The following is a 24,751-nucleotide window of genomic DNA, read 5'->3' as shown; positions in this document are numbered from 1 at the left end:
CGGCTGCGCAACAGGCGTAGCACGGACAGAAAACGAGCCACCCGGACACATCGCGCAGTGATTTGCGTCCGTGGGCGATTTGTCATGTTCAGCGCCATTTCAATGTAGATATTAGTCAGCCCAATGCGATTTCAATGAGGCTGCCCTGTGTTCCAACGACTTGTGTGTTCGCTGTCTGTCTTGAGCCTGTCCATCGCTGCCGCCCAGGCTGCCGAGACGGTCCCCCTCAACACGCCACGCCTGAAAAGCATCGACAACTTCCGCGATGTCGCCGGTCTTGCCACCGCGTACACCACGGCCAATGACGGCACCCTGCGTGGCGGGGTGTTTTACCGCTCCAACGCGCTGACCCCGTCGGCGGCGGATCTGGCGACCCTGAACGGTCTGGGCATCAAGGCGGTCTACGACCTGCGCACGCCCAGCGAGATCGCCGCCACGCCCGATACGATGCCCACGGGCGCGACCTACACCAACATCGACATCATCGGCGGCTCCACGTCCGGGGCGAACGTTACCAACGTCGCGTTCCACAGCGCCGCCGAAGCCACCGCCATGATGCAGGACACCAACCGTGATTTCGTCAGGAACGCGGGGATGCGCAGCGAGTTCAACCAGCTGTTCAATGAGCTGGCCGCGGTCGACGGCGCCGCGCTGTTCCATTGCACCGCCGGCAAGGACCGTACGGGCTGGACCGCCGCTGTGCTGCAAAGCATCGCCGGGGTCGACGATGCCACCATCATGAGCAACTACCTGGCGACCAATGACTACACGGCTGCGCGTATCAAGGCGACCCTGGCGGCGATGCCACCGGCCATGGCGACCATCTATGCGCCGCTGATCGGTGTGGAGGCCAGTTACCTGCAAGCCGGGCTGGACCAGGTGACCGCGCAGTACGGCACGATGGATAACTACCTCAAGCAAGGTCTCGGCCTGTCCCAGGAAACCATCTACGTGCTGCGCGGCAAGATGGTGTTCTACAACAGCTTGCCTGGCGCGGCGGACCTGGCCGGCAACGCCGCGGCCGGCGCGCAGTTGTTGCAACAACTGCAGAACAGCAACCTGTCGGGCACCTACAGCGCCTACAACTATTACCTGCAGTCGGCCATCGACGCGCGCAGCCTCGGGGGCGTCGAGTCCACCGTCGGCGGTCAGGTGCATGCCGACGCTGCCAGCTATCTGTTGCGCCAGGGCGCAATGATCGAACAGGCCGCTGCGCCCTTCACCAGCGGCATCGACCTCAAGGCCGGGCAATACCGCCTGTGGAGTACCGCGCTGGCGGGGTATCTGGGCACCGACGGCTCATCCCAAGCCTCCAGCAGCAACGAGCATAGCCAGGGCATGATGATTGGCCTGACCCAGCGCTTTTCCGAACAACTCAGCGCCCATGCCGGTTTCGGCTACAGCAGTGGCAATGTCGGTGGCGCCGGTGGCGAGGCCGATACCGACCTGACCTTTTTCAGTGCGGGCGCACGCTTCGCACCCAACGGGCTGGAACGTGGCCTGTTCGTGGATGCCGATGCCAGCGCCGGCTACCTGGATTACGAGAGCAAGCGCGAACTCGGTGGCGGACTGGGCACGGTCAAGGGCGACAGTCATGGCAACCTCACCGGCGCGACCCTGGCACTGGGTTACCGCGTTCCGGTGAACGGCGTGACCCTCGAGCCAAGCCTCGGTGTGCGGGTCAGCCACGTCAACCTGTCGGGCTTCCAGGAAAAAGGCAGCGAACTGGCCCTGGACGTCGATGGCATCCACGAGACCCGCAAAAGCGCGGTGGCCAACCTCAACGCCTCATTTGCGCCGGTCGGCCTGGGCGCCTGGCAAGTGGTGCCGGGTGTGCAAGTGGGTTACGAGCATGTGCTGGGCGACCCTGAAACCGACAGCGAAGGGCACCTGCTGGGGCTGGACATTGAACAGCAGGCCGCCTTCGACAACCGTGACCAGTTCACCGGTGGCGTCAATGTCATGGCCAACCTGGGGGCTTGGAGCGTGGGTGCGGAAATTGGCGCCAGTGGTGGCGGCGACAGCCATGGTTTCAATGGTGGCCTGAAGGCGAGCTATCTGTTCTGATGGGGGCCTTGTGGGAGTGGGCCTGCTCCGGGCGGCGTTCCGATGATGACGGTCTGACTGAGTACATATCCATTATTTGGGTAACGGCGACTGGCGGTTTCGCCCTTACGGCGACTCACTTTTTTTACAAGCGCCTAAAAAAAGTAAGCAAAAAAACGCTCGCCCCGAACGTACGGCCCCTCGCTTGGGCTCGGGGTTCCTTCGCTCCGGCATTCATCCGGGGGCATTGCCCTCCGGTCGGCTTCGCGCGACCTACATGCAATGTGTTCGACTGCGTCGAACGGCGCTGCGCGCCAATCCCCGGATGAACGCCTCCACTCAGCCTGCCGAGGGGGCGGGTGGATCAAGATCAAGAGCGGCAGGCGAGCTAACGCTCGGCCTGCTGAGTGGTGAAAAGCTTGGGTGTACGCAGACCCATTGTAGGAGCGAGCCTGCTCGCGATGGACGTCAACGATGACGCGGGCTACCTGAATCCCCGCGGTGTCCCGGTGTTTTTCGCGAGCAGGCTCGCTCCTACAGGGGGAACGCGTTCAATTGCGATCAGGCCGGCCGGTGGGCCGCCTAGCTTTAGCTTTTGATCTGCTTGCCCCCTCGAGAGGCCGAGTGGAGGTTCTGCGCAGTGGGTAACCCGGCATGGATGCCGGGTTAGCCGCGTACGGCCATGGATGGCCGATCGCGGCGGGCCCACGGAGCAGGACCGGAGCGAGGGAATGCCGAGCCTTGGCGAGGCACCGAACGAAAGGGGCAAGAGCCCTTGGTTACTTGGGGCTTTTCCAAGTAACCCGCTGTAAAAGCGGAACCCTAAGTGGCCGTGACCGCAGCAACGGATATGTACACAAAAAACGTCGCCAGCCACACAGCCTTCGCGAGCAGGCTCGCTCCCACAAACCCTCAATTGACCGCCATTGGCCGCGTTCGCACACCCTTTCTCACATCGGCGGGACTGATGCCGTAGGCACTCTGGAAATACTGGCAGAACCGGCCGACATTGCTGAAGCCGTGCTGCAACGCCACGTCGGTCACCGAAGGCGACATTCCCTGGGACAGCGCAGCAAAGGCGCGCTCCAGGCGTACCTGACGCTGATAGGCAACGATCGAAGTGCCCATGAAACGCTGAAAACCCTCCTGCAAGGCGCGTAGGCTGACGTTGCTCAGTTGCGCCAGTTCCGTGCCGCTGGCCAGATGGTCGGGGTGCGCCTGAATGTACTCGACGGCCAGCTTCACATGTCGCGGCGCGATCAGCGGGGAAGGGCGCCGAAGGGCTTCGGTGAAGTTGTGCGGCCAGGTTTCCAGCACCGCATCGACCAGCATTTCGCGCAGACGCGAAGGCATCAGCGAACCGGTGTTGATCAGCAGGTCGAACTCGGTTCCCGTGGCCAGGTCCACCAGGGCCTTGATGCCCTGCAAGGCGGGTACGTTCAAATCCACCACGGGCTCGAAACAGACTTTTTGCAGGATCGGCTTGCCCAGCAGCATCGACAGTCGTTCGGTGATCAGCGCCCGGCTGATCGAGATCCCGTGCTGCGCATGATTGTCGACGAAGCGTGCCGAGCGCACCTCGGCCTTGTCGATGGCCAGCCCGACCTGGGCAAAACCGGTCGACTCGGTGACGTGGTTGAAGATGATCTTGCCGGCGGTGGGAATCACGAAGGTGATTTCATCCAGAGGGGCGGGAAAAGCCACCGTGAAGTCACCGCGATAGTGCATGCGACGGAAACTGACACCTTCGTGCCTGCCGTAGACCCCGCCGATGATGATGTTTTTCGGCGGCGGCGGAGAGTCGGAATAAAGATTGCCGAACAGGTTGGAGAACAACGCGCCAAAGTCGTCGCAACTCATGTCGTTGGATCTGATGATGATTTGCTTGCGCGTCGTGCTTGAGTACACCTGAAGTGTCACCTTGAGCGGAGGGGCAAAGCCCCGGTACAGGGAACTGGCGATCGGAGATCGAGCGGATGCGGTTCGGGGAAGCGCCAAGACGTTATCAGTGAGTAATGACAGGTATGTGACCAGGGTTTTTCCCGCTGTCGCCGCTCGCACTGAACAATCGGTGGCACGAGCGGTATCGGCAGGAGGGCTGACCTGAAGTGGCCGTGGCTATTTCACCGGCTCTGCAGACTTGATATCCCCGCAGAAAATATCGTAGTTGCCATCGGTCGCAGCCGTTCGCACGACCACCGAGTATTTGCCGGCAAGCAGGGTTTGCAAGGACACAGGTGCCGACCTCGAAAACGTCCAGCCACGTATGGGTTGGCGTTCGGTGACAACGATGTTGTTCATCGCATAGGCGACAGACCCGGGGCGCTCGCAGCTGCCATTATTGATGAACGAGTAAAGGCGCAAGGGCAGGGAAACGTAGGATGGAGCGCCGCTGATGAAGAAACTGAGCCCGGTCTTGTTGTCCCAGTCCGTCAACGTGACGTTTCCGATCTGACCGGCGTTTTGCCGGGTGGCAACCAAATTGACGTTCACGCCATGGGTCGATGACGTGGCGCAGCCGAAAAGGCTTGCCGCGACCATGAGTGCTGCCAGTGAGATTTTGAGTTTCATTGCCAAACTCCTGAGTTGAAGAACTGCAATGGGAGAATTAGCGGGTATAGCTCAATTATCGCCCTCTGACGTCGTCCGGATAAGGCTTTCCATTTTTGACCGGTGATGGTGGGGCGTCTGTGCCCTTCGCCAGCCACGGAGCAGCGGGACCGCGCAAACCGGCTACATTTGTAACTGGCCGAACCTGCGTGGATTGCCGGCTGGCACACGCGTCTGGATGCCGATGCGGTTTGCAGTGGTTACGCGTGCAGTTAAAGGATTGTGCGGTCAGTTGAGCCCACTCATCATCCGCACCGGACGAATTGTGACTGGAGTGACTCATGAATCAACAAGGCAGCCATCTGCAGGAGCGCAGTCCAGGCGCTCCACAACGGGGTATCTTGCGCAGCCTGTTGATCCCTGAGTGGCTAGGCAGTTATAGGCCCGACTGGCTGCGAGGCGATGTGGTCGCCGGGCTGACGGCAGCGGCCGTGGTCATTCCCAAGGCGCTGGCGTACGCCACGATTGCCGGCCTGCCGGTACAGGTCGGGCTGTACACGGTGCTGGTGCCGATGGTGATCTATGCCGTACTCGGTACCTCACGCCCGCTCAGTGTCAGCACCACAACCACCCTGGCCATTCTCGCCGGCTCCGCGTTGGGCCAGATCAGCCCCGATGGCGATGCCGCGACCTTGCTGGCGGGGTCCGCCACGCTGGCATTGATGGTGGGGGCGATCCTGATCGTCGCGGGGTTGCTGCGCCTGGGCTTCGTCGCCAACTTCATTTCCGAACCGGTGCTGGTGGGGTTCAAGGCCGGCATCGGCGTGGTCATCGTGCTCGACCAGTTACCCAAGCTGCTGGGGACTCACATCGACAAAGGTGGCTTCCTGCACAATCTGCTGGCCACGGTACAGAGCATCGGGCATGCCTCGCTGCCGACCGTGGCGGTCGGCGTGTTCATGGTACTGCTGCTGGTCGGCATGAAACGTTTTACCCCGCGACTGCCGGCACCGTTGATTGCGGTGGCGCTTGGCATCATCGGCATGAGCCTGTTTGGCCTGGAGCGCTTTGGCGTGTCCGCGGTCGGCGTGGTGCCGATCGGATTGCCGGCGCCAACCCTGCCGGTATGGTCGTTGGCCGAAACCCTCTGGCCTTCGGCGATGGGCATCGCGTTGATGAGTTTCACCGAAACCATCGCGGCAGGGCGTGCGTTCGCCCGCAGTGACGAACCCGCGCCACAACCGAACCGGGAGCTGCTGGCCACCGGCGTTGCCAACATCGGCGGCGCATTTCTCGGCGCCATGGTCGCAGGTGGCGGGACCACCCAAACAGCGGTGAACCGCTTGGCGGGTGCCCGTTCGCAACTGGCTGCACTGGTCACCGCTGCACTGGCATTGGGCACGTGCCTGCTGCTGGCACCGCTGATTGGCCTGATGCCCAACGCCACGCTCGCCGCCGTGGTGATCGTGTATTCGGTGGGCCTGATCGAGCCGGCGGAATTTCGCGAGATCCTCTCGGTGCGCCGTACCGAATTTGCCTGGGCCGTGGTGGCCATGATCGGCGTGATGCTGCTGGGCACGCTGCAAGGGATCGTCGTGGCGATTGTCGTTTCGTTGGTGGCACTGGCCTATCAAGTCTCGGACCCACCCGTGCACATCCTCGGGCGCAAGCCTGGCACCAATGTGTATCGGCCGCAGTCCGCCGAACACCTCGAGGACGAACACTTTGACGGGCTGCTGTTGCTTCGGCCCGAAGGCCGGATCTTTTTCGCCAACGCCCAGCGCATCGGCATGAAGATGCACCCGCTGATCGAAGAAGCCAGGCCCGCCGTGGTGATCCTGGACCTGCGCAGCGTGTTCGACCTGGAATACACGGCCCTGAAAATGCTCACCGGGGCGGAACAGCGAATGCAGGAAAAAGGCATTTCATTGTGGCTGGTGGGCATGAGCCCGGGCGTATGGGACATGGTCATCAAGGCACCCTTGGGCCATACGCTGGGCGAGGCCCGCATGTTCCTGAACCTGGAGCAGGCGGTTGAACATTACCAGCGCACTCGACGTTGAATGAATGCGGCCGGGCGTACTCCGGACGCGGTGTGATGCATTGAAGGAGATAACGGGCATGGCAAAGAAGAAGGCGGCACCGAAAAGCAAACCGGCCGAAGGAGAAAAGCTCAAGAACAAGGTTTATCTCGAAGAACTGGAGCGGCTGCATGTCGAGCTGGTCAAGCTGCAGGAATGGGTGCAGCACACGGGCGCCAAGATCTGCATCATCTTCGAGGGCCGTGATGGCGCCGGCAAGGGCGGGACCATCAAGGCGCTGACCGAACGGGTCAGTCCGCGGGTGTTCCGGGTGATAGCGTTGCCGGCCCCGACCGACCGGGAAAAAAGCCAGATGTACTTGCAACGTTATCTGCCGCACCTGCCGGCCGCCGGTGAAGTGGTGATCTTCGATCGCAGCTGGTACAACCGCGCCGGTGTCGAGCGGGTCATGGGCTTTTGCAGCGAAGAGCAGGTGCGCACGTTCCTCACCGTGGCGCCGCGAGTCGAGCAGGCGCTGGTCGAATCCGGAATCATCCTGATCAAATACTGGCTTGAAGTGAGCCAGGAGGAACAGACCCGACGCCTCAAGGCGCGTATCACCGACGGGCGCAAGATCTGGAAGCTGTCGCCGATGGACCTCAAGTCCTATAACCGCTGGTACGACTACTCCCGTGCCCGGGACGACATGTTCAAGTACACCGACACCAAATTCGCCCCTTGGCGGGTCGCCAACTCCAATGACAAGCGGCGGGCACGACTGAACATCATCAGCGATGTGCTGGGCAGCATCCCTTACGAGGAAGTGCCGCGGGAAAAAGTGAAGTTGCCCAAGCGGCAAGCTCCCGGTAACTATCGGGAACCGGTCTATCCGTACAAGTACATTGCGGAAAAATTCTGATCGAGGCGTTGCACAGGAGCCGGCCCACGCCGGCTCCTGCTGCATGCCGTCAGGCCTTGATCACGTACCCGTACGCCCGGGTGCGACCGCCTTCGTGTTTCAGATAGACGCCCTGTAGCTCCGGTGTGAAGCCGGGCAAACGGTTGATGCCTTCTTCCAGGGCCAGGAAGTATTTCAACACCGCACCACCCCAGATCTCTCCGGGTACCACGCAGAGCACGCCCGGCGGATAGGGCAGCGCACCTTCGGCGGCGATACGCCCGTCGGCATCCGCCAGCGCCACCAGTTCGACGTTGCCACGGATGTATTCGATCTGCGCTTGCTGCGGGTTCATGGCCTTTTTCGGGAAGTGTTCCTTGCGGAACATGTTCTTCTGCAACTGCTGCACATTGTGGCTGCGGTACAGGTCGTGCATTTCCTGGCAGAGCTGGCGGATGGTGTAGTTGCGATAGCGCTCCTGATGCTGCGCGTAGATGGCCGGCAGCACCCGGCTCATGGGTGCGTCATCGCTGATGAAGCGTTCGAAACGGGCGATTTGCGCGGCCAGGTGGGTCATCTTCGCCCAGTCTTCAGCCGGGGTGAGCAGGAACAGAATCGAGTTCAGGTCGCATTTTTCCGGGACGATGCCGTTTTCCCGCAGGAAGTTGGCGAGGATGCCGGCATGAATGCCGAAGTCGGTGTAGCTGCCGTCCACCGGGTCGATGCCCGGTGTGGTGAACAGCAGTTTGCACGGGTCGATGAAGTACTGCTTCTCGGCGTAGCCACCAAAAGCGTGCCAGCGGTCCTTCGGATGAAACTCGAAGAAGCGGATGTCATTGGCGATTTCGTCCGTCGGGTAGTCTTCCCATGCGCGCCCTTCGATGGTGGAGGGCACGAACGGCCGGACCATGGTGCAGGCTTCGATAATCAGCTTGCGCGCTTCGATGCCGAACTTCACGCAGTCCTCCCACAGGCGCAGGCCGCTGCGGCCGGAGTGAATGCGTGCGTTGACATCCAGCGAGGCGAACAGTGGGTAGAACGGGCTGGTGGACGCCTGGGACATGAAGGCGTTGTTGAGCCGGTGGTGGTTGCAATAGCGGGCCTGGCCCTTGATGTGCCGGTCTTTCTTGTGCACCTGGGAGGCCTGGGAAAAACCGGCCTGCTGTTTGTGCACCGATTGCGTGACGAAGATGCCCGGGTCGTTCTCGTTCAGGTCGAGCAGCAGTGGCGAGCAGTCTTTCATCATCGGGATGAACTGCTCGTAACCGACCCACGCCGAGTCGAACAGGATGTAGTCACACAGCTTGCCGATGCGGTCGACCACCTGCCGGGCGTTGTAGACGGTACCGTCATAGGTGCCCAGTTGAATGATCGCCAGGCGGAACGGACGCGGCAGTTGCGCCTTGTCCGGTGCGACTTCGGCAATCAGTTCGCGCAGGTAGTCTTCTTCGAAACAGTGGGCGTCGATCCCTCCGATGAAGCCGTAGGGGTTGCGCGCGGTTTCCAGATAGACCGGCGTGGCGCCGGCCTGCAATAGCGCGCCCTGGTGGTTGGACTTGTGGTTGTTGCGGTCGAACAGCACCAGGTCGCCCGGAGTCAGCAAGGCGTTGGTCACCACCTTGTTCGATGCCGAGGTGCCATTGAGCACGAAATAGGTCTTGTCGGCGTTGAACACCTGGGCTGCGTGTTTCTGTGCCAGCAGCGCCGGGCCTTCGTGGATCAGCAGGTCACCGAGCTTGACGTCGGCGTTGCACATGTCGGCACGAAACAGCGTCTCGCCGAAAAAGTCGAAGAACTGCCGGCCGGCCGGGTGCTTGCGAAAGAACTGGCCGCCCTGGTGACCGGGGCAGGCAAAGGTCGCGTTGGCGGCCTCGGTGTAGCGTTTGAGCGAATCGAAGAAGGGCGGCAGCAGGCTCTCTTCATAGGCTTTGGCCGCTGTCTCCAATTGGTTGCCATGGTATTCGACGTTACTGGGGGACAGGTCGAAGATGCCGTTCACTTGCAGCAGCACGTCATTCAGGTACTTGTAGACTTCCCGGGGGCGGGTGCTGGTGCCAGGGGAGGGCACCAGGAAAATCGGCACATCGAAACCGGTGCGCTGAATGACGTCCAACGCTCCAGCCAACACATCATCGACCGACACCACGGCCACGGCGACGTCGGTGAAGTCGGTCTGACTGAGCGGGACTACCTCCCGGGCGTTCAGGAAGCATTCGGGGGTGCCATCGCTGGCGGCGATTTTCAGAGCTTTCATGGGTGGTGTCTCCTGGCGGGCACTCATTTGTCCGCGGCTTTTTTAGAGAACAATTTCCGAGGGAGCCTTCCAGTTCCCCTGATCGGAAATCATGTCACCACTGGTTATAGAGCATATTCCTGATATGTCAGGCTTTTAGCGATTTGTTGGACGAGAGGCCATGGCCCACCGATAGCGGTCAGGCGTGTACCAGTGCAATCGTGAACGAGACTACGATCATGCACGCAAAGGCAAAATTGATATTCATGAAGTTTCCATCCAGAACATGAGTGACGGCGCCATCTTGAACAGGTCACAGGCAAATAAAAAATTCGCTGTAATGATTTGAAAGATCGAAAAAAATGATACCGGGAGGTGTTTTCCCCGCCGGCCGTTTGTGTTTAACCCATGCTTTGGCTAATCTCGCGAAAACACGCAGATACACGCATAAACGGGCGAAAACATGCGCAACAATCATTCTGCTGCCGAACTGCCGTCAGTGCGCCGGCAAAAAATCCTGTTGATCCTCGAACGTGACGGAAAGGTCATGGCCGCGGAGTTGAGCCAGCATTTCGCGGTGTCCGAAGACACCATCCGCCGCGACCTGGCGGACCTGGCCAGCGCCGGCCTGGTGCAGCGGGTGCACGGCGGGGCGTTGCCGCGGCCCAAAGACACGGGCAAGGACTATTTCACCCGGATCAGCGAAATCGATGAGGTGAAGACCCATCTGGCGCAACTGGCGGCGCGACGGGTGCAGGACGGCCAGATCGTGGTGTTCGATTCTGGCACCACCACCTTGCAGATCGCGCGCTCGCTGCCGGCGGACATCGCCATCACCGCGATCACGGCGTCGCCGATGACGGCCATTACCTTGTCCGAATACAAAGGCATCAAGGTGATCCTGGCCGGCGGCCAGCTCAACCCGGCGACGATGTCGGCCAGCGGCCACGAAACCCTGCGGCTGCTGGCGGGCATCAAGGCCGACCTGCTGTTTACCGGGGTCTGCGCGATTCACCCGCAGGTGGGCCTCAGTTCACTGCACTTCGATGAAGTGCCGGTGAAACAGGCGATGCTCGACTGTGCTTCCCACGTGATTGCCGTCACCACGGCGGACAAGCTCGGCGCAGTGGAACCCTTTGTCGTCGCGCCTTGTCAGCGCGTGCATACGCTGATCACCGAGCAGCATGTGGCGTCAGGCAGTGTCGAGGACTACCGGGTGTTGGGGGTTGAGGTGGTGCAGGCTTGATCATTTTTTGCTGGCAGATGTATTGAATGTACCGGCCCCTTCGCGAGCAGGCTCGCTCCCACAGGGACTGAGGTCGGCAAACAACCCTTGTGGGAGCGAGCCCGCTCGCGAAGAGGCCAGCACAAACAACATCCAAGCTGAATGTACCGGCCAACAACCTCAGCGCAGTCGCTCAAGCATCTGGTAGTACCACATGCCGGCCGCGAGCATCGGGTTGCCGAGCAGGTCGCCCATGGGCACGCGGATGTGCTGGCAGGCGGCGAACGTATCGAATTGCTCCAGCTGCCCGGTGATCGCCCGGCCCATGATTTCACCCATGATATGGGTGGTGGCGATGCCGTGGCCGGAGTAGCCCTGGCAATACCAGACGTTGTCCGACAGCTTGCCCAGTTGCGGGATGCGGTTGATCACGATGCCCATCGCGCAACTCCACTGGTAATCGATGGCCACGCCTTTGAGCGCCGGGAAGGTCTGCTCGATGCACGGGCGCAGCTCGGCGGCGATGTCGCGTGAGTCCTTGCCGCTGTAGTTGGCACCGCCACCGAACAACAGGCGACCGTCAGCGGTGAGGCGGTAGTAGTCGAGCACGAAACGGCAGTCGTAGACCGCCAGGTCTTCGGGGTTGATCTGTCGGGCCAGCTCGCCCAGCGGCGCGGTGGTGACGATGCCGCCCATGGCCGGGAAAATCTTGCCCTTGAGCTTGCCCGGTTCCAGCTTGTGGTAGACGTCGCCGGCCAGCAGTACCTGATTGGCCTCGATGTGCCCGTGGGCGGTCCGTACGCCCGGGCTCTGGTGCAGGCCGTCGCCATGGATGATCTCCAGCACTTCGCTGTTTTCGAAGATCAGCGCGCCCAGGCTTTCGGCGGCGCGGGCCTCGCCGATGCACAGGTTGAGCGGGTGCAGGTGCATGTTGCGGGTGTTCTTGATCGCGCCATGGTAGAGATCGCTTTGCAGCAGGTCGCGGACCTGGCTGCGGTCGAGCAGGCTGACCTCATCGCCCATGCCACGGCGCACGGCCTCAGCGTAATCCTTGCGCAAGCCATCCATGTGCGCGGGCTTGTACGCCGCGTGCAGGTGGCCGTGCTTGAGGTCGCAGGCGATGCCGTACTTTTCCACGCGCTGGCGGATGATCTGGTGCCCGCGCCAGCGCAGGTTCCAGATGAAGTCGTCGACCTCGTCGCCAAGGGTGCGGCGCATTTGTTTGCGCATGGCTTCATCGCCCGAGAGGCTGCCGGTGACCTGGCCGCCATTGCGCCCGGTGGCGCCCCAGCCGATCTTGTGGCTTTCGACGATGGCGACCTTCAGGCCTTTTTCCGCGAGCTCGACGGCAGTGGCCACGCCGGTGAAACCGCCGCCGATGATCACCACGTCAACCCGGTGCCGGCCTTGCAGCGTCGGGTAATCGGTGTCCTGGTCGAGGGTGGCGGTGTAGTAGGAATTGCAACGTTGAGTCATGTCAGTGTCCAGGCAGAATGGGGGAGAAGCTCAATGCCGGTCAGTCGAAATACGCAATGTGTGGGAGCGAGCCTGCTCGCGAAGGCGGTGTGCCATTCACCGTTGATGTCGAATGACACACCGCCTTCGCGAGCAGGCTCGCTCCCACAGGTTCTGTGTATGGCTGAGCGGGAGCGAAAGGAGGAGGGTGCTCGCCGATCAGGCGAGCAGGGCGCTATCCGGCGGACGTGCGGAATGACGCAGTTTGGAACGGCGCAGGGCCATGGGCAGGTTGACGATGCGCTTCATGCAATGCCGTCCAGGGCCAGCAGCGAGGTGGCCTGGAGCGAAATGTTCAGCAGGTGCTGTTCTGACGGCAAAGTACGCATGGCGCAGGTTTCCGGCGGCGCAAATCGTCGGTGGCGAGTAGCACAAGCCATCCGGGGATGGCTGGATACTAGGGAGGATTGTGACGCGTGTAAATGCCTGGTTCAGGACATCAGGTGCACACCAAGGCCGATCAACCCGCAGCCGGTCAACACCTCGATCACCCCGCGCTTGAAACGAAGCAACGCAATGCCCGCCACCAGGGCGATCAGCAGCGAAGGCCAGTCCAGTCGTCCTTCGAAGCCTTTGGGCCAAAGCACGTGGTAGGCAAAGAAGCACGCCAGATTGAGAATCACGCCCACCACGGCCGCCGTAATGGCCGTCAGTGGCGCGGTGAAGGTAAGTTCGTTGTGCGTCGACTCCACCAACGGCCCGCCGGCGAGGATGAACAGGAACGAAGGCAGGAAGGTGAACCAGGTCACCAGCGTGGCCGCTATGGCACCTGCGACAAAGACCTGATCCGGACCGAAGAGCTGATGCACGTAGCCGCCGATAAAACCGACAAAGGCGACGACCATGATCAACGGACCCGGCGTGGTTTCACCGAGCGCCAGGCCATCGATCATCTGCGTCGGCGTCAGCCACCCGTAGTGACCGACCGCGCCCTGGTAAACGTACGGCAGCACGGCATAGGCGCCGCCGAAGGTCAGCAACGCGGCCTTGGTGAAGAACCAGGCCATCTGGGTCAAGGTGCCTTCCCAGCCGAAGAGCGCGGTGAGCATGGCCATGGGCAGTGTCCACAAGATCGCTCCGACAATGGCCAGGCGCGCCAGTTTCCAGCCACTGAAACGGGCGTGCTCCGGGGTCGGGGTGTCGTCGTCGATCACCGCCGGGCCGAAGGATTGTTTCGCCGCACCGTGGCCGCCGGTCCTGAACTTTTCCGGTGCCAGCCGTCCGCCGAAGTAACCGATGACCGCTGCACCGAGCACGATCAGCGGAAACGGCACGTTGAGCACGAAGATGGCCACGAAAGCCGCGGCGGCGATGCCCCATAACCAGCCGTTCTTCAGCGCCCGCGAGCCGATCCGGTGAGCCGCCTGCACCACGATGGCCGTGACCGCCGGCTTGATCCCGTAGAACAACCCGGCGACCACGGGCACTTCGCCAAAGGCAATGTACACCCAGGACAGTGCAATCAGGATGAACAACGACGGCAACACGAACAGCACGCCAGCGATCACGCCGCCCCAGGTCCGATGCATCAGCCAGCCGATGTAGGTCGCCAGCTGCTGCGCCTCAGGCCCGGGCAGCAACATGCAGTAGTTGAGGGCATGCAGAAAGCGTCGCTCGGAGATCCAGCGCCGGCGTTCGACCAGTTCCTGATGCATGATCGAAATCTGCCCGGCCGGTCCGCCAAAGCTGATGAAACCGAGCTTGAGCCAGAACAGAAAGGCTTCGCGCAGGCTGATGGACCGGGGCAGCACATCCTGCTCCGTGATCGGGGAGGGCGTGGGGCTCAAGCGGGAACTCCTTGTGCAGAGGCGTTTTGAGCCAATGACTGTAGCTACACCGAAGCGTGTTGGATAGTCGTCTGATGCTGCACATCTACCCAGCGCGCAACGGCTGACCGGTCGCTGTCACGGGCATCGACCCAGCGTGTGCCGCCCGCCACGTCTTCGCGCTTCCAGAACGGCGCGTCGGTTTTCAGGTAGTCCATGATGAACGCACAGGCTTCGAAAGCGGCTTGCCGATGGGGGCTGCTGACGCCGACAAACACGATCGGCTCGCTGATCGACAACGAGCCGATCCGATGCACGATCTCCACGGCCCGCAGCGGCCAGCGGGCCCTGGCGTTGTCGATGATGTTCTGCAGCGAGCGTTCGGTCATCCCGGGGTAATGCTCCAGAAACAACCCGGCGACTGCCTCACCCTGATTGATGTCGCGCACGTAGCCGACGAAGTTGACCACGGCGCCCACACCCGGATCGTTCGCCTGCAGGCTGTCGATCAACCGGCTGACGTCGAACGCTTCACGCTGGACCCGAACCGTCATGTCTCAACCCCCGGTGACCGGTGGAAAAAAGGCGATCTCGTCATAGTCCCCGATCACCTGGTCCGGATGGCACAGCTCCTGGTTCAGGGCACACATCAGGTTGTTTTCACCCAGCACGTTGCTCCACACCTCACCGCGAGCCATCAGCAATCGGCGCACGTCTTCGATGGTCTTGAGGCTGTCGGTCAGTGGCAGCTTTTCACCGCCCAGGTTGAGTTGCACGCGGTAACGGGCGAAGTAGTTGATCAGGATCATTGTGCGTCCTCGAACTTGAAATGACCGGAGCGGCCACCCTGTTTGCTCAGCAGGCGGATGTCATCGATGACCATGGCGCGGTCCACCGCCTTGCACATGTCGTAGAGGGTCAGCGCGGCCACGCTGACGGCGGTCAGGGCTTCCAGTTCGACCCCGGTCTGGCCCTCGACGCGGCACGTGCCGAGAATTTTCACGCTGTCCGGTGTGCAGGCCTTGAGTTCGACGTGGATCGAACTGAGCAGCAGGCTGTGGCACAGCGGAATCAGCTCATGGGTTTTCTTCGCCGCCATGATTCCGGCGATCCGCGCGACGGCAAACACATCGCCCTTGGGATGGCCGTCGCTTTGGATCAGCTTCAAGGTTTCCGGGCGCATCCGCACCCAGGCCTGGGCTTTGGCTTCACGCAGCGTCGAGGTTTTTTCGCTGACATCGACCATGTTGGCGCGACCCTGACGGTCGAGGTGGGTCAGGCCATTGGGCGATACATCTGAAAGGTCTGTCATGGGAGGTTCCTGCGCTTGCCAGCGCGGTGATCAGGTGAAGGCATCATGCCGGGCTGTAAATGCGTGGCGCATTTCGGTGTGGGACGTGAATCAGGTTGAGGCGATGTTTGATTGCCCATTGCACGGTCAGGGCAGTGGGCGCCGAAAGGCTGACCAGTGTGCCGAGCCTGGCCCTGACGGCTTTGTGAATCAGTTCCAGGCTGCAACGACTGGTGACCACGGTGAATCCACTGCGGCTGTCGACGCCGGCGTGTTGCAGGGCACCGATCAGTTTGTCCAGCGCGTTGTGGCGGCCAATGTCTTCGCGGCAGATCAGTGCGTTGCCTTGGCGGTCGAAGTACAGCGCCGCGTGCAACGCGCCGCTGCTGCGGGCCATCTGTTGTGCCTGTTCGATGCGGCCGCGAATGTCGATGAAATGCTCGGCGGGCGGCAGGGGAACCGGATCGAGAATCTGCAGTTTCGGCAGGGCCTGCTCCAGCGCTTCCACGCCGCACAGTCCGCAGCCACTGGTGCCCGCCATTTGCCGACGATGGTGCTTCAGTGCCCAGAACGCGCGGCTGGAGATCTGCACGTCGGCTTGAACGGCCTGGTCGAAATGGGTGAGGCGCAGGTCGTAGATTTCGCTCTGGTCTTCGACGATGTCGTTGCTGACGCTGAAACCTCGGATGAAATCTTCGAGGTTGCCCGGCGACACCATCATCACGGCCTGACTCAAACCGTTGTAGGTGATTGCCAGGGCGATCTCCGAAGCCAGCGCCGCCTGACAGACTGACGCGGTGTTGTCGTATTCGCGAAAGTTCACACTCAGCGGTTTGGGCGCGGGGGCGTTGGTGTCGCTTCGAATATCGGCTTGTTCAACTTGGCATAACATATAAAGAACCTCGAAGCGCTGAATTGAGTTCAGGCTACGGGTAACGTTTCAATGCGTCCAATCGCTTGTTCCGATGCGCCGATTGGTGATGTCTATCAGGTTGGGCAAACATGTCTTTTTCGGTTTTATATAAAACCGAAACTTGATCAGTGAGTCCGGCTGAATAAAGTTCGGGCTTCGGCGAAACACTTCTCGGCAATTGCCGAGCGCGGTTCGGTCTTGCGCATGACCAGGCCCAGGGGGGCGAGCACACTGGCATCCGGCAATTCGATGAACGACAGGTGTTCGATGGGTTCTTCCAGGCCGCTGTCCAGCGGCATGATCGCGCAGCAGAAACCTTCGTGAATCGCCTGCAGCAATTGGTAAGTCGAATCGCTTTCCAGGATCGGCTGCGGGTCCAGTCCACGGCTGCGAAAGCTCAGGTCGATGGATTTGCGGTAGTGCATGCCGTTGCTGAGCATCCCCAGCGGCAGTTCGGCGGCATCCTCCCAGCTCATTTGCGTACCGTCGAAATGGAAGTGGCGGGTGTCATAGAGCAGGCCGACGCGGGTTGCGCCGATCTCGAAAAACTCGAAATAGCTCGGGTTGACGTGATCGAGGTAGCACACGCCCAGGTCAAGCTGGTTGTTGCCCAGGCCCTCGATGATCTGGTCGGAACTCAGGGAAGACAGGCTGTACTTAAGCTCGGGAAAGCTGCGGGACAGGCCCTGAATGTAGGTGACGGGGTTGAAGCTGCTGAGCGGCACCAGGCCCAGGCGCAAGTTGCCGACGAGCTGGCCCCGGCACGCGGCGGCCTCGGCGAAGAGCCCGTCGTGGGCGGCCAGCAGGGTTCTGGCCCACGCCAGCACCCGCTCGCCGGCCTGGGTAAAACCCTCGAAGCGCTGACCCCGGGTGACCAGCACCAGGTCCAGTTCATCCTCCAGGTTGCGCAGGCGCATGGACAGGGTGGGCTGGGTGATGTGGCAGCGCGCGGCAGCCTGGCCGAAGTGGCGGGTCTGCTCCAGGGCGATCAGGAACTTGAGTTGTTTGATGTCCATGACGGCACCTGCTGACGGGGGAGTGAAGGGTAAGTATTGACTCAGGTACGCAAGACACAAGGCGTGGCGGAAAACGTGAGGTGTGGACGATCTCACTGTCTTTGGCGTGCGTCCAATCACTGGTATTTAAGGGGTTATCGATGCGCTCTATCGTCGATGGTGTTTTCCTGTTTTTTATATGATAGAGCGGCTCGATAGTCTGGTTGGTTAGAGTGATTAGACAGTCTTCGTTTTATCGATTTAGTCTCCGAAAGTTATTTAATTCATATCTGACGGAGAATTCCATGAGCGTTAAACCGGATGCGTTGTTTATCCCTTTGAATATCGCCGTGCTGACGGTCAGCGATACTCGCGAATATGCCAATGACACTTCCGGCCAACTACTTGTCAGTCGTTTGCTGGAAGCCGGCCACACCCTCAGCGAGCGCAACCTGCTCAAGGATGACCTGTACAAGATCCGCGCGCAGGTGGCGAACTGGATTGCCGACGACGGCATTCAGGTGGTGCTGATCACTGGCGGTACCGGGTTCACCGGCCGCGACAGCACGCCCGAGGCGGTGGCGTGTTTGCTGGACAAGCAGATCGATGGATTCGGTGAGCTGTTCCGGGCGATTTCGATCCTCGACATCGGTACCTCCACGGTGCAGAGCCGGGCACTGGCCGGGCTGGCCAATGGCACGCTGGTCTGCTGCCTGCCGGGTTCCACGGGCGCCTGCCGGACCGCGTGGGAAGGCATCCTCGCCGAGCAACTCGACGCTCGCCACCGGCCGTGCAATTTCGTCCCGCATCTCAAGCCCGTGCAAGCCTGCGGGGCACGGGGATGAGCGCTGCAGCGCTGATGTCGGTGGAGCAAGCCATCGACCGGCTGCTGATAATGGCCGAAGCACACAGGATTGAAGACAGCGAAGCGGTGCCGTTAAGTGCCGCCCGGCAGCGGGTGTTGGCCAATGACCTGGTGGCGAGCCTCGATCTGCCGCCGTGGCCGAACAGTGCCATGGACGGGTATGCCTTGAATGTCGATGGCTGGGACGGGGAGCCACTGAGCGTGTCGCAGCAGGTGTTTGCCGGACACACCCCCGAAGCCCTGGCACCGGGAACCTGCGCGCGCATCTTCACCGGCGCGCCTGTTCCGCCGGGTGCCAACTGCGTGGAGATGCAGGAAAACACCGAGGTGCTGGATGACGGACGTGTCCGGTTCAAGCAGCCACTGCGCGCGGGCAATAACATCCGTCCGCAAGGCCAGGAGAACGGCGTCGGCGATGTGTTGCTGCGCGCCGGCAAGCGCCTTGGTCCGTTCGAATTGGCGGTCGCGGCGGCGCAGGGCTGCACCCATGTGCAGGTCGTGCGGCGACCACGGGTGGCGTTGTTGTCTACCGGCGATGAACTGGTCGACCCGGGCACGCCACTCAAGCCCGGCAGCATTTACAACAGCAACCGCACATTGTTGAGCCATTGGTTGAGTGTGCTGGGTTGCGAGGTCATCGATGCCGGCATCCTCCCCGACGAGCCACGCCACACTCGGCTCAAGCTCGAACAGCTGCAACACGCCGCTGACCTGATGCTCAGCACTGGCGGCGTGTCCGCCGGTGACGCTGACTGCCTCGGTCAGGTGCTGCGTGAGTGCGGCAAGCCGTTGCTGTGGAAACTCTCGATCAAACCCGGAAAGCCATTGACCGTGGGCCACTTCGGCCACGTGCCGGTGATTGGCCTGCCGGGCAATCCGACATCGGCATTGGTCACGTTCGGTCTGTTGGCCCGGGTTTACCTGTTGCGGATTCAGGGTGTCGAAGACGTCAAGCCCTTGAGCTTTCCGGTCTCGCTCGGCTTTGCCTGGCCCAGACCCGGGAGTCGGCGCGAGTACCTCAGGGCAAAACTCGAAGCCGGCCGAGCGGTGCTGTATCCGAACCAGAGCTCAGGCGTTTTGTTGGGGGCTTCCTGGGCCGATGGGCTGGTGGAAGTGCCGGTAGGTTGCGCGTTGGTGGTGGGCGACATCGCGCGATTCATTCCCTTCAGCGAGCTGTTCTGAATACACCGGACAAACTGTGAATGCCATTCCTGCGGTCGCCTGAAATTCCTGTGGGAGCGAGCCTGCTCGCGAAGAGGCCGGCACATTCAACACAGATGTTGCCTGATCCTGCGCCTTCGCGAGCGGGCTCGCTCCCACGGTTTTGATCTTCAGTGAACGCCAATCTCACGGCCAGCCACAATCCCTGTGGGAGCGGGCTTGCCCGCGATGAGGCCGGCATATCCAACAGAGATGTTGGCTGACCTGACGCCTTCGCGAGCAGGCTCGCTCCCACAGGTTATGCGTTTTTCCTGAATATCAGTTCAACACAAAATCCACCGGCTCCAGTTGTGGCGGCAGTTCCGTCACGCCCAGTGCTGCCAGTACATCACGCTCGATATTGCGCACGATGGCGTCGGTGGGCAGGTCATTTTCATCGCGGCCGAACGGGTCTTCCAGTTCATCGGCAATCGCGTCCAGGCCGAAAAAGGTGTAGCTGACAATCGCGGTGAAAATCGGGGTCAACCAGCCCAGGGGCTCGGCCATGGCAAACGGCAACAGGATGCAGAACAGGTAGATGGTGCGGTGCAGCAACAGGGTGTAGGGGAACGGTAGCGGGGTGTTCTTGATCCGTTCACAGACCGCCTGGGCGTGGGTCAGGCAGGTCAGGTGGTTGGCCATGAGCGTGTAGCGCCAGTCGTTGATCGCCCCGGACTCGTTGAGAGTCGAACACTGCTGGCCGACCTGCATCAGTATCTGCCCGCTGATGTCCGTGGTGTCGCCCGTGGGCATCGGGTGCAGCCAGTCGCCACTGGCGGCCAGTTCGTTCTCCCGGCGCAGCCGCGCGTTGAGGGCATGGGCAAAGCCGCACAGGTTGCTGAGGATGGTGTGTCGCTCATCCGTGTCCTTGATGACCAGGGTTTCACGAATCATCGAGCGCACCTCCACGATCACTTCGCCCCACGCCTTGCGTGCTTCATACCAGCGGTCGTAGCAGGCGTTGTTGCGAAAGCTCATGAAGATCGACAGCGACAAACCCAGCAGCGTGAAGGGTGTTGCACTGACCTTGGAAAAGTAGCTGGGATGCAAGGTTTCAACGAGCACGATGGCCGAGGCAAGCAACGTCACCATCAGGCTGCGCCAGGCAATGCGCTTGGCAATCGAACCCTTGAGGGACGTCAGGACGCCGATCAGGTTGGGTTTGGGTCTCACGATCATAGGGGTCAGCCGCCCGTCATGTTCATGAAGCGAATGACCTGTACCTCGTCGTTCACTTCGAAGTTGTGTCGATAAGGCTTGAGTTTCATCGCCTCGATAATGGCTTTTTCCAGGCGCTCGGGCTGTCCGGGGTGGCTGCGCAGAACAGCCTTGAGATCCACCGAGTGTTCATTGCCCAGGCACAGCAACAGACGTCCTTCCACGGTCAGCCGCACCCGATTGCAGGTGCCGCAAAAGTTGTGGCTGTGGGGCGAGATGAACCCCAGGCGAATCTGTGGCGCCTCGGCCAGGCGCCAGTAGCGCGACGGCCCTTGGGTCGACTCGGCGGAATCAATCAAAGTGTAGCGTTCGGCAATGCGTTCGCGGACCTGGGCGCTTGAGAAAAACGATTCGGCGCGGCTGTGCTCGTCGATGGTGCCCAACGGCATTTCCTCGATGAAGGAAATGTCGAGGTTGCGGTCGATGGCGAAGCTCACCAGATCATTGATCTCATGGTCGTTGCGGCCTTTCATGACCACGCAATTGAGCTTGGTGTTACGGAATCCGGCCTGGTTGGCCGCGTCGATGCCCTTGATGACCTGCGCCAGATCACCGGTGCGGGTCAGTTCGCGAAAGCGTTGCGGGTCCAGGCAGTCGAGGCTGATGTTGAGGCGCTTGACCCCGGCCTCGAACAACGGCTCGGCCAGTTTGGCCAGCTGTGAACCGTTGGTGGTCATGCACAGTTCACGCAGGCCGGGCAGGGCGGCGATCTTCTGGCACAACTGCACCACGCCCGGACGGATCAGCGGCTCGCCTCCGGTCAGGCGGATCTTGCGGGTGCCCAGCGCCACGAAGCTTTGTGCCAGTTGATAAATCTCTTCCAGCGTCAGCACCCGTTGGCGTGGCAGGAACTGCATGTCCTCGGCCATGCAGTACACGCAACGGAAATCGCAGCGGTCGGTGACCGACATCCGCAGATAGTCCACGCGCCGGGAGAATCCATCGATCAAGACACGTTCTGACATGACACCCTCGCTTGGCACGCATTGAATGAATGTTCCGTGTAGGAGCGAGCTCTGCTCGCGATGGTCGTTAACGATTACGCGAGCTTGCTGGCTGAACGTGGTGCTCTTGAGTCCATCGCGAGCAGGGCTCGCTCCTACAAAAAATGCGCCGATAACCAATTTGTTGAGCGCAGATGTAGGAGCGAGCTTGCTCGCAATGGTCGTTAACGATTACGCGGGCTTGCCGGCTTAACGCGGTGCTCTTGAGTCCATCGCGAGCGAGCTCGCTCCTACAGAATTGCGCTGATAACGGATTTGTTGAGCGCAGATGTAGGAGCGAGCTTGCTCGCGATGGTCGTTAACGATTACGCGGGCTTGCTGGCTGAACGCGGTGCTCTTGAGTCCATCGCGAGCGAGCTCGCTCCTACAAAAAATGCGCTGATAACGGATCTGTTGAGCGCAGGCTAAGAGCAATTTCAGGGGGCGTCCAATCACTATTGGCAACCGGTTGATCGAGTGCATCTATGATGAAAAAAGTTACTGCGTAAATGGCTGTTTAAATTTTATAAACCATTGATAATAAACAATAAATATCGACGATAAATATCCTCGATCATGTGGTCATAAATAGCGATTAGACAGTAATTAATCCCTGTTCATATGCTTTCTCCGTCAAACGATCAATGGCCTGAATCAGGTCGTAGCCTGTGTGCATTGTCACGGAGAAGTACCATGACTCAAGTCGACCGCTACAAACCCTATAAAGGTGCCGCCGCCGGTTGGGGCGCGCTGATCGCTGTTACCAGGAACTGGCTGGGCAGTGAAAACGCGCTGAAGAATATTCGCGCCATGCTCAAGACCAACCAGAACGGCGGGTTCGACTGCCCCGGTTGCGCCTGGGGCGAGTCGCCGGAAAACGGCATGGTCAAGTTCTGCGAAAACGGTGCCAAGGCCGTTAACTGGGAAGCCACGGGCCGTCTGGTTGACCCGGCCTTCTTCAACAAATACAGCGTCTCGGCGCTGGCCGAACAGAGCGATTACTGGCTGGAGTATCAGGGGCGCCTGACTCACCCGATGCGCTATGACGTTGCCACCGATCGTTACGTGGAAACCACCTGGGACGAAGCGTTCGCGACAATCGCCCGGCACCTCAACGCGTTGGAATCGCCGGATCAGGCCGAGTTCTACACCTCGGGCCGGGCCAGCAACGAGGCCGCCTTTCTCTACCAGCTGTTCGTCCGGGCCTACGGTACCAACAACTTTCCGGACTGCTCCAACATGTGCCACGAAGCCAGCGCGGTGAGCATGATCGAAAGCCTCGGCGTGGGCAAAGGCACCGTGGTGTTCGACGATCTGGAGCATGCCGATGCGATCTTCGTCATTGGCCAGAACCCCGGCACCAACCACCCGCGGATGCTTGAGCCGTTGCGCGAAGCGGTCAAGCGTGGTGCCCAGGTGATCTGCATCAATCCGCTGAAGGAGCGTGGGCTGGAGCGCTTCCAGCATCCACAGCACCCGATCGAAATGCTGATGAATGGCTCCGAGCCCACCAACACCGCGTACTTCCGCCCGGCACTTGGCGGTGACATGGCGGTCATGCGCGGCATGGTCAAGTTCTTGTTGCAGTGGGAACGCGAGGCACAGGCCACCGGCGGCGAACCGGTGTTCGACCATGAGTTCATCGCTGAACACACCTCGGGCATGGATGCCTACCTGGCCGAAGTCGACGCAACCAGCTGGGAGCACATCGAGCAGCAATCGGGCATGACCCTCGCCGACATCGAACTCGCCGCACGCATGTACGCCCGCGCCAAGCGGGTGATCATTTGCTGGGCGATGGGCCTGACCCAGCACACGCACTCGGTGCCGACGCTGCAGGAGGTCATCAACCTGATGTTGCTGCGCGGCAACGTCGGCCGTCCGGGTGCGGGCCTGTCGCCGGTTCGCGGTCACAGTAACGTGCAGGGCGACCGCACCATGGGCATCAATGAACTGGCGCCCACCGAGTTACTCAATGCCCTGGAAAAACGCTTCTCCTTCAAGCCGCCGCGTGAGCATGGCCACAACACCGTGATGGCGATTGGCGCGATGGAGCAGGGGCGTTCAAAAGTGTTTATCGCCCTGGGCGGCAATTTCGCCCAGGCCACCCCCGACACGCCGCGCACCCACGCTGCGTTGCGCAAATGCGACCTCACCGTACACATCGCCACCAAGCTCAACCGCAGCCATCTGGTCACCGGCCGTGAAGCGCTGATCCTGCCGTGCCTGGGCCGCACCGACATCGACATGCAAGCCGAAGGCCCGCAGGGCGTGACCGTGGAGGACACCTTCAGCATGATCCACATCTCTCACGGTCAACTGAAGCCCAAGTCGAAACACCTGCTGTCGGAACCGGCAATCATCGCCGGCATCGCCGCCGCCACACTGGGCAAGCACCCGATCGACTGGAAGTGGGCCATCGGCGACTACGGCCGCATCCGCAACATGATTGCCGACACCATTCCCGGCTTCGAGGATTTCAACCGGCGCTTGCTGCATCCGGGCGGTTTCCACATGCCCAACGACGCGGCCCGGCGCATCTGGAAAACCGCCAGCGGCAAAGCCCAATTCACCGCGAGCGTGTTGCCGCAGCACCTGATCAGCGAGGGTGTGCGCAACCTGGCCGTCAAGCCGCACCTGATTTTGCAGACCATGCGTTCACACGATCAGTACAACACCACGCTGTACGGCCTGGATGACCGTTATCGCGGGGTGTACGGCATGCGCGACGTGGTGTTCGCCAACGAGCAGGACATTCGCCGGCTGGGTTTCGAACCGGGGCAGAAGGTTGACCTGGTGGCGCTGTGGGACGACGACCGCGAACGTCGGGTCAGCGGTTTCACCCTGATCGCCTACGACATTCCGGCCGGTCAGGCGGCGGCGTACTACCCGGAGACCAATCCGCTGGTGCCATTGGAAAGCTACGGTGACCGTACCTTCACCCCGACCTCCAAGTTCGTTGCCATCCGGCTGGAGCAGGCCAAGGCCAGCAGCCTGATTTCGACTTCCGCCGCATAGCAGCGGGGCGGCCC

At 61.2% G+C, this 24,751-nt stretch carries 19 protein-coding genes; 7 read left to right on the top strand and 12 right to left on the bottom strand.

The genetic code is table 11. The annotated features are described in order from the left end of the window. The first annotated feature begins 147 nt into the window (after window positions 1–147). A complete protein-coding gene (locus ACEN8E_RS17450) occupies window positions 148–2,067 on the top strand; it encodes a tyrosine-protein phosphatase (protein ID WP_495589177.1) in 1,920 nt (639 codons plus the stop codon). Between the two features lie 891 nt (window positions 2,068–2,958). On the opposite strand, the gene ACEN8E_RS17445 is transcribed toward ACEN8E_RS17450, so the two are convergent. Further along, entirely contained in the window at window positions 2,959–3,906 is a 948-nt protein-coding gene (locus ACEN8E_RS17445; protein ID WP_495589176.1) for an AraC family transcriptional regulator, read from the bottom strand. Between the two features lie 258 nt (window positions 3,907–4,164). Beyond that, a complete protein-coding gene (locus ACEN8E_RS17440) occupies window positions 4,165–4,617 on the bottom strand; it encodes a hypothetical protein (protein ID WP_495589175.1) in 453 nt (150 codons plus the stop codon). A gap of 320 nt (window positions 4,618–4,937) precedes the next feature. Here ACEN8E_RS17440 and ACEN8E_RS17435 point away from each other — a divergent pair, with 320 nt between their 5' ends. Next, the gene (locus ACEN8E_RS17435) at window positions 4,938–6,659 is read left to right on the top strand and encodes a SulP family inorganic anion transporter (RefSeq protein WP_495589174.1); all 1,722 of its coding nucleotides are present in this window, start codon (window positions 4,938–4,940) and stop codon (window positions 6,657–6,659) included. A 58-nt stretch (window positions 6,660–6,717) separates the two neighbouring features. Further along, window positions 6,718–7,536: a polyphosphate kinase 2 gene (gene ppk2, locus ACEN8E_RS17430; RefSeq protein ID WP_495589173.1), complete on the top strand. Its 819-nt coding sequence runs from the start codon at window positions 6,718–6,720 to the stop codon at window positions 7,534–7,536. Window positions 7,537–7,585: 49 nt separating this feature from the next. Here ppk2 and speF read toward each other — a convergent pair whose 3' ends face one another. Next, window positions 7,586–9,769 carry an ornithine decarboxylase SpeF gene (gene speF / locus ACEN8E_RS17425; RefSeq protein ID WP_495589172.1) on the bottom strand — a complete coding sequence of 728 codons (2,184 nt, stop codon included), beginning with the start codon at window positions 9,767–9,769 and terminating at the stop codon, window positions 7,586–7,588. Between the two features lie 442 nt (window positions 9,770–10,211). Between speF and ACEN8E_RS17420 the strand changes: the two genes are divergently transcribed. Next, window positions 10,212–10,994: a DeoR/GlpR family DNA-binding transcription regulator gene (locus ACEN8E_RS17420; protein ID WP_495589171.1), complete on the top strand. Its 783-nt coding sequence runs from the start codon at window positions 10,212–10,214 to the stop codon at window positions 10,992–10,994. Window positions 10,995–11,153: 159 nt separating this feature from the next. Here the strand turns inward: ACEN8E_RS17420 and ACEN8E_RS17415 are convergent, their stop codons facing one another. The 7 genes from ACEN8E_RS17415 to ACEN8E_RS17385 all read right to left on the bottom strand — a co-directional run bounded on the left by ACEN8E_RS17415 (window position 11,154) and on the right by ACEN8E_RS17385 (window position 17,474). Further along, window positions 11,154–12,449 carry an NAD(P)/FAD-dependent oxidoreductase gene (locus ACEN8E_RS17415; protein WP_495589170.1) on the bottom strand — a complete coding sequence of 432 codons (1,296 nt, stop codon included), beginning with the start codon at window positions 12,447–12,449 and terminating at the stop codon, window positions 11,154–11,156. 470 nt (window positions 12,450–12,919) lie between these two features. Next, window positions 12,920–14,275: a chromate efflux transporter gene (chrA, locus tag ACEN8E_RS17410; RefSeq protein ID WP_495589169.1), complete on the bottom strand. Its 1,356-nt coding sequence runs from the start codon at window positions 14,273–14,275 to the stop codon at window positions 12,920–12,922. A 44-nt stretch (window positions 14,276–14,319) separates the two neighbouring features. After that, entirely contained in the window at window positions 14,320–14,808 is a 489-nt protein-coding gene (gene moaE, locus ACEN8E_RS17405; protein WP_495589168.1) for a molybdopterin synthase catalytic subunit MoaE, read from the bottom strand. Window positions 14,809–14,811: 3 nt separating this feature from the next. Beyond that, window positions 14,812–15,063, bottom strand: a complete 252-nt coding sequence (locus ACEN8E_RS17400) for a MoaD/ThiS family protein (RefSeq protein ID WP_495589167.1) — start codon at window positions 15,061–15,063, stop codon at window positions 14,812–14,814. Continuing rightward, the gene (moaC, locus tag ACEN8E_RS17395) at window positions 15,060–15,566 is read right to left on the bottom strand and encodes a cyclic pyranopterin monophosphate synthase MoaC (RefSeq protein WP_495589166.1); all 507 of its coding nucleotides are present in this window, start codon (window positions 15,564–15,566) and stop codon (window positions 15,060–15,062) included. Before moaC ends, ACEN8E_RS17400 begins: the two co-directional genes overlap by 4 nt. Before the next feature lie 43 nt (window positions 15,567–15,609). Beyond that, the gene (fdhD, locus tag ACEN8E_RS17390; protein ID WP_495589165.1) at window positions 15,610–16,437 is read right to left on the bottom strand and encodes a formate dehydrogenase accessory sulfurtransferase FdhD; all 828 of its coding nucleotides are present in this window, start codon (window positions 16,435–16,437) and stop codon (window positions 15,610–15,612) included. Window positions 16,438–16,583: 146 nt separating this feature from the next. Continuing rightward, window positions 16,584–17,474 (bottom strand): LysR family transcriptional regulator, encoded by an 891-nt coding sequence (locus tag ACEN8E_RS17385; protein WP_495589164.1) that lies wholly within the window; start codon window positions 17,472–17,474, stop codon window positions 16,584–16,586. Window positions 17,475–17,758: 284 nt separating this feature from the next. On the opposite strand from ACEN8E_RS17385, the gene moaB reads away from it, so the two are divergent. Both moaB and ACEN8E_RS17375 read left to right on the top strand, forming a co-directional pair. Beyond that, a complete protein-coding gene (gene moaB / locus ACEN8E_RS17380) occupies window positions 17,759–18,298 on the top strand; it encodes a molybdenum cofactor biosynthesis protein B (RefSeq protein WP_495589163.1) in 540 nt (179 codons plus the stop codon). Beyond that, complete coding sequence (locus ACEN8E_RS17375; RefSeq protein ID WP_495589162.1) at window positions 18,295–19,500, top strand: molybdopterin molybdotransferase MoeA; 1,206 nt, start codon at window positions 18,295–18,297, stop codon at window positions 19,498–19,500. The genes moaB and ACEN8E_RS17375 overlap by 4 nt, the downstream gene beginning before the upstream one ends. 297 nt (window positions 19,501–19,797) lie before the next feature. On the opposite strand, the gene ACEN8E_RS17370 is transcribed toward ACEN8E_RS17375, so the two are convergent. Together ACEN8E_RS17370 and moaA are read right to left on the bottom strand one after the other, a co-directional pair. Then, on the bottom strand, window positions 19,798–20,697 hold the full coding sequence (locus ACEN8E_RS17370) for a bestrophin family protein (protein ID WP_495589161.1): 900 nt from the start codon (window positions 20,695–20,697) through the stop codon (window positions 19,798–19,800). Between the two features lie 5 nt (window positions 20,698–20,702). Next, window positions 20,703–21,701 carry a GTP 3',8-cyclase MoaA gene (gene moaA, locus ACEN8E_RS17365; RefSeq protein ID WP_429373282.1) on the bottom strand — a complete coding sequence of 333 codons (999 nt, stop codon included), beginning with the start codon at window positions 21,699–21,701 and terminating at the stop codon, window positions 20,703–20,705. Between the two features lie 711 nt (window positions 21,702–22,412). Here moaA and ACEN8E_RS17360 point away from each other — a divergent pair. After that, window positions 22,413–24,737, top strand: a complete 2,325-nt coding sequence (locus ACEN8E_RS17360) for an FdhF/YdeP family oxidoreductase (RefSeq protein WP_495589160.1) — start codon at window positions 22,413–22,415, stop codon at window positions 24,735–24,737. The last annotated feature ends 14 nt before the right edge of the window (window positions 24,738–24,751 follow it).

It is taken from the genome of Pseudomonas sp. Pseusp9 (assembly GCF_059491265.1).
This window is presented reverse-complemented; position numbering and strand designations above follow the sequence as displayed.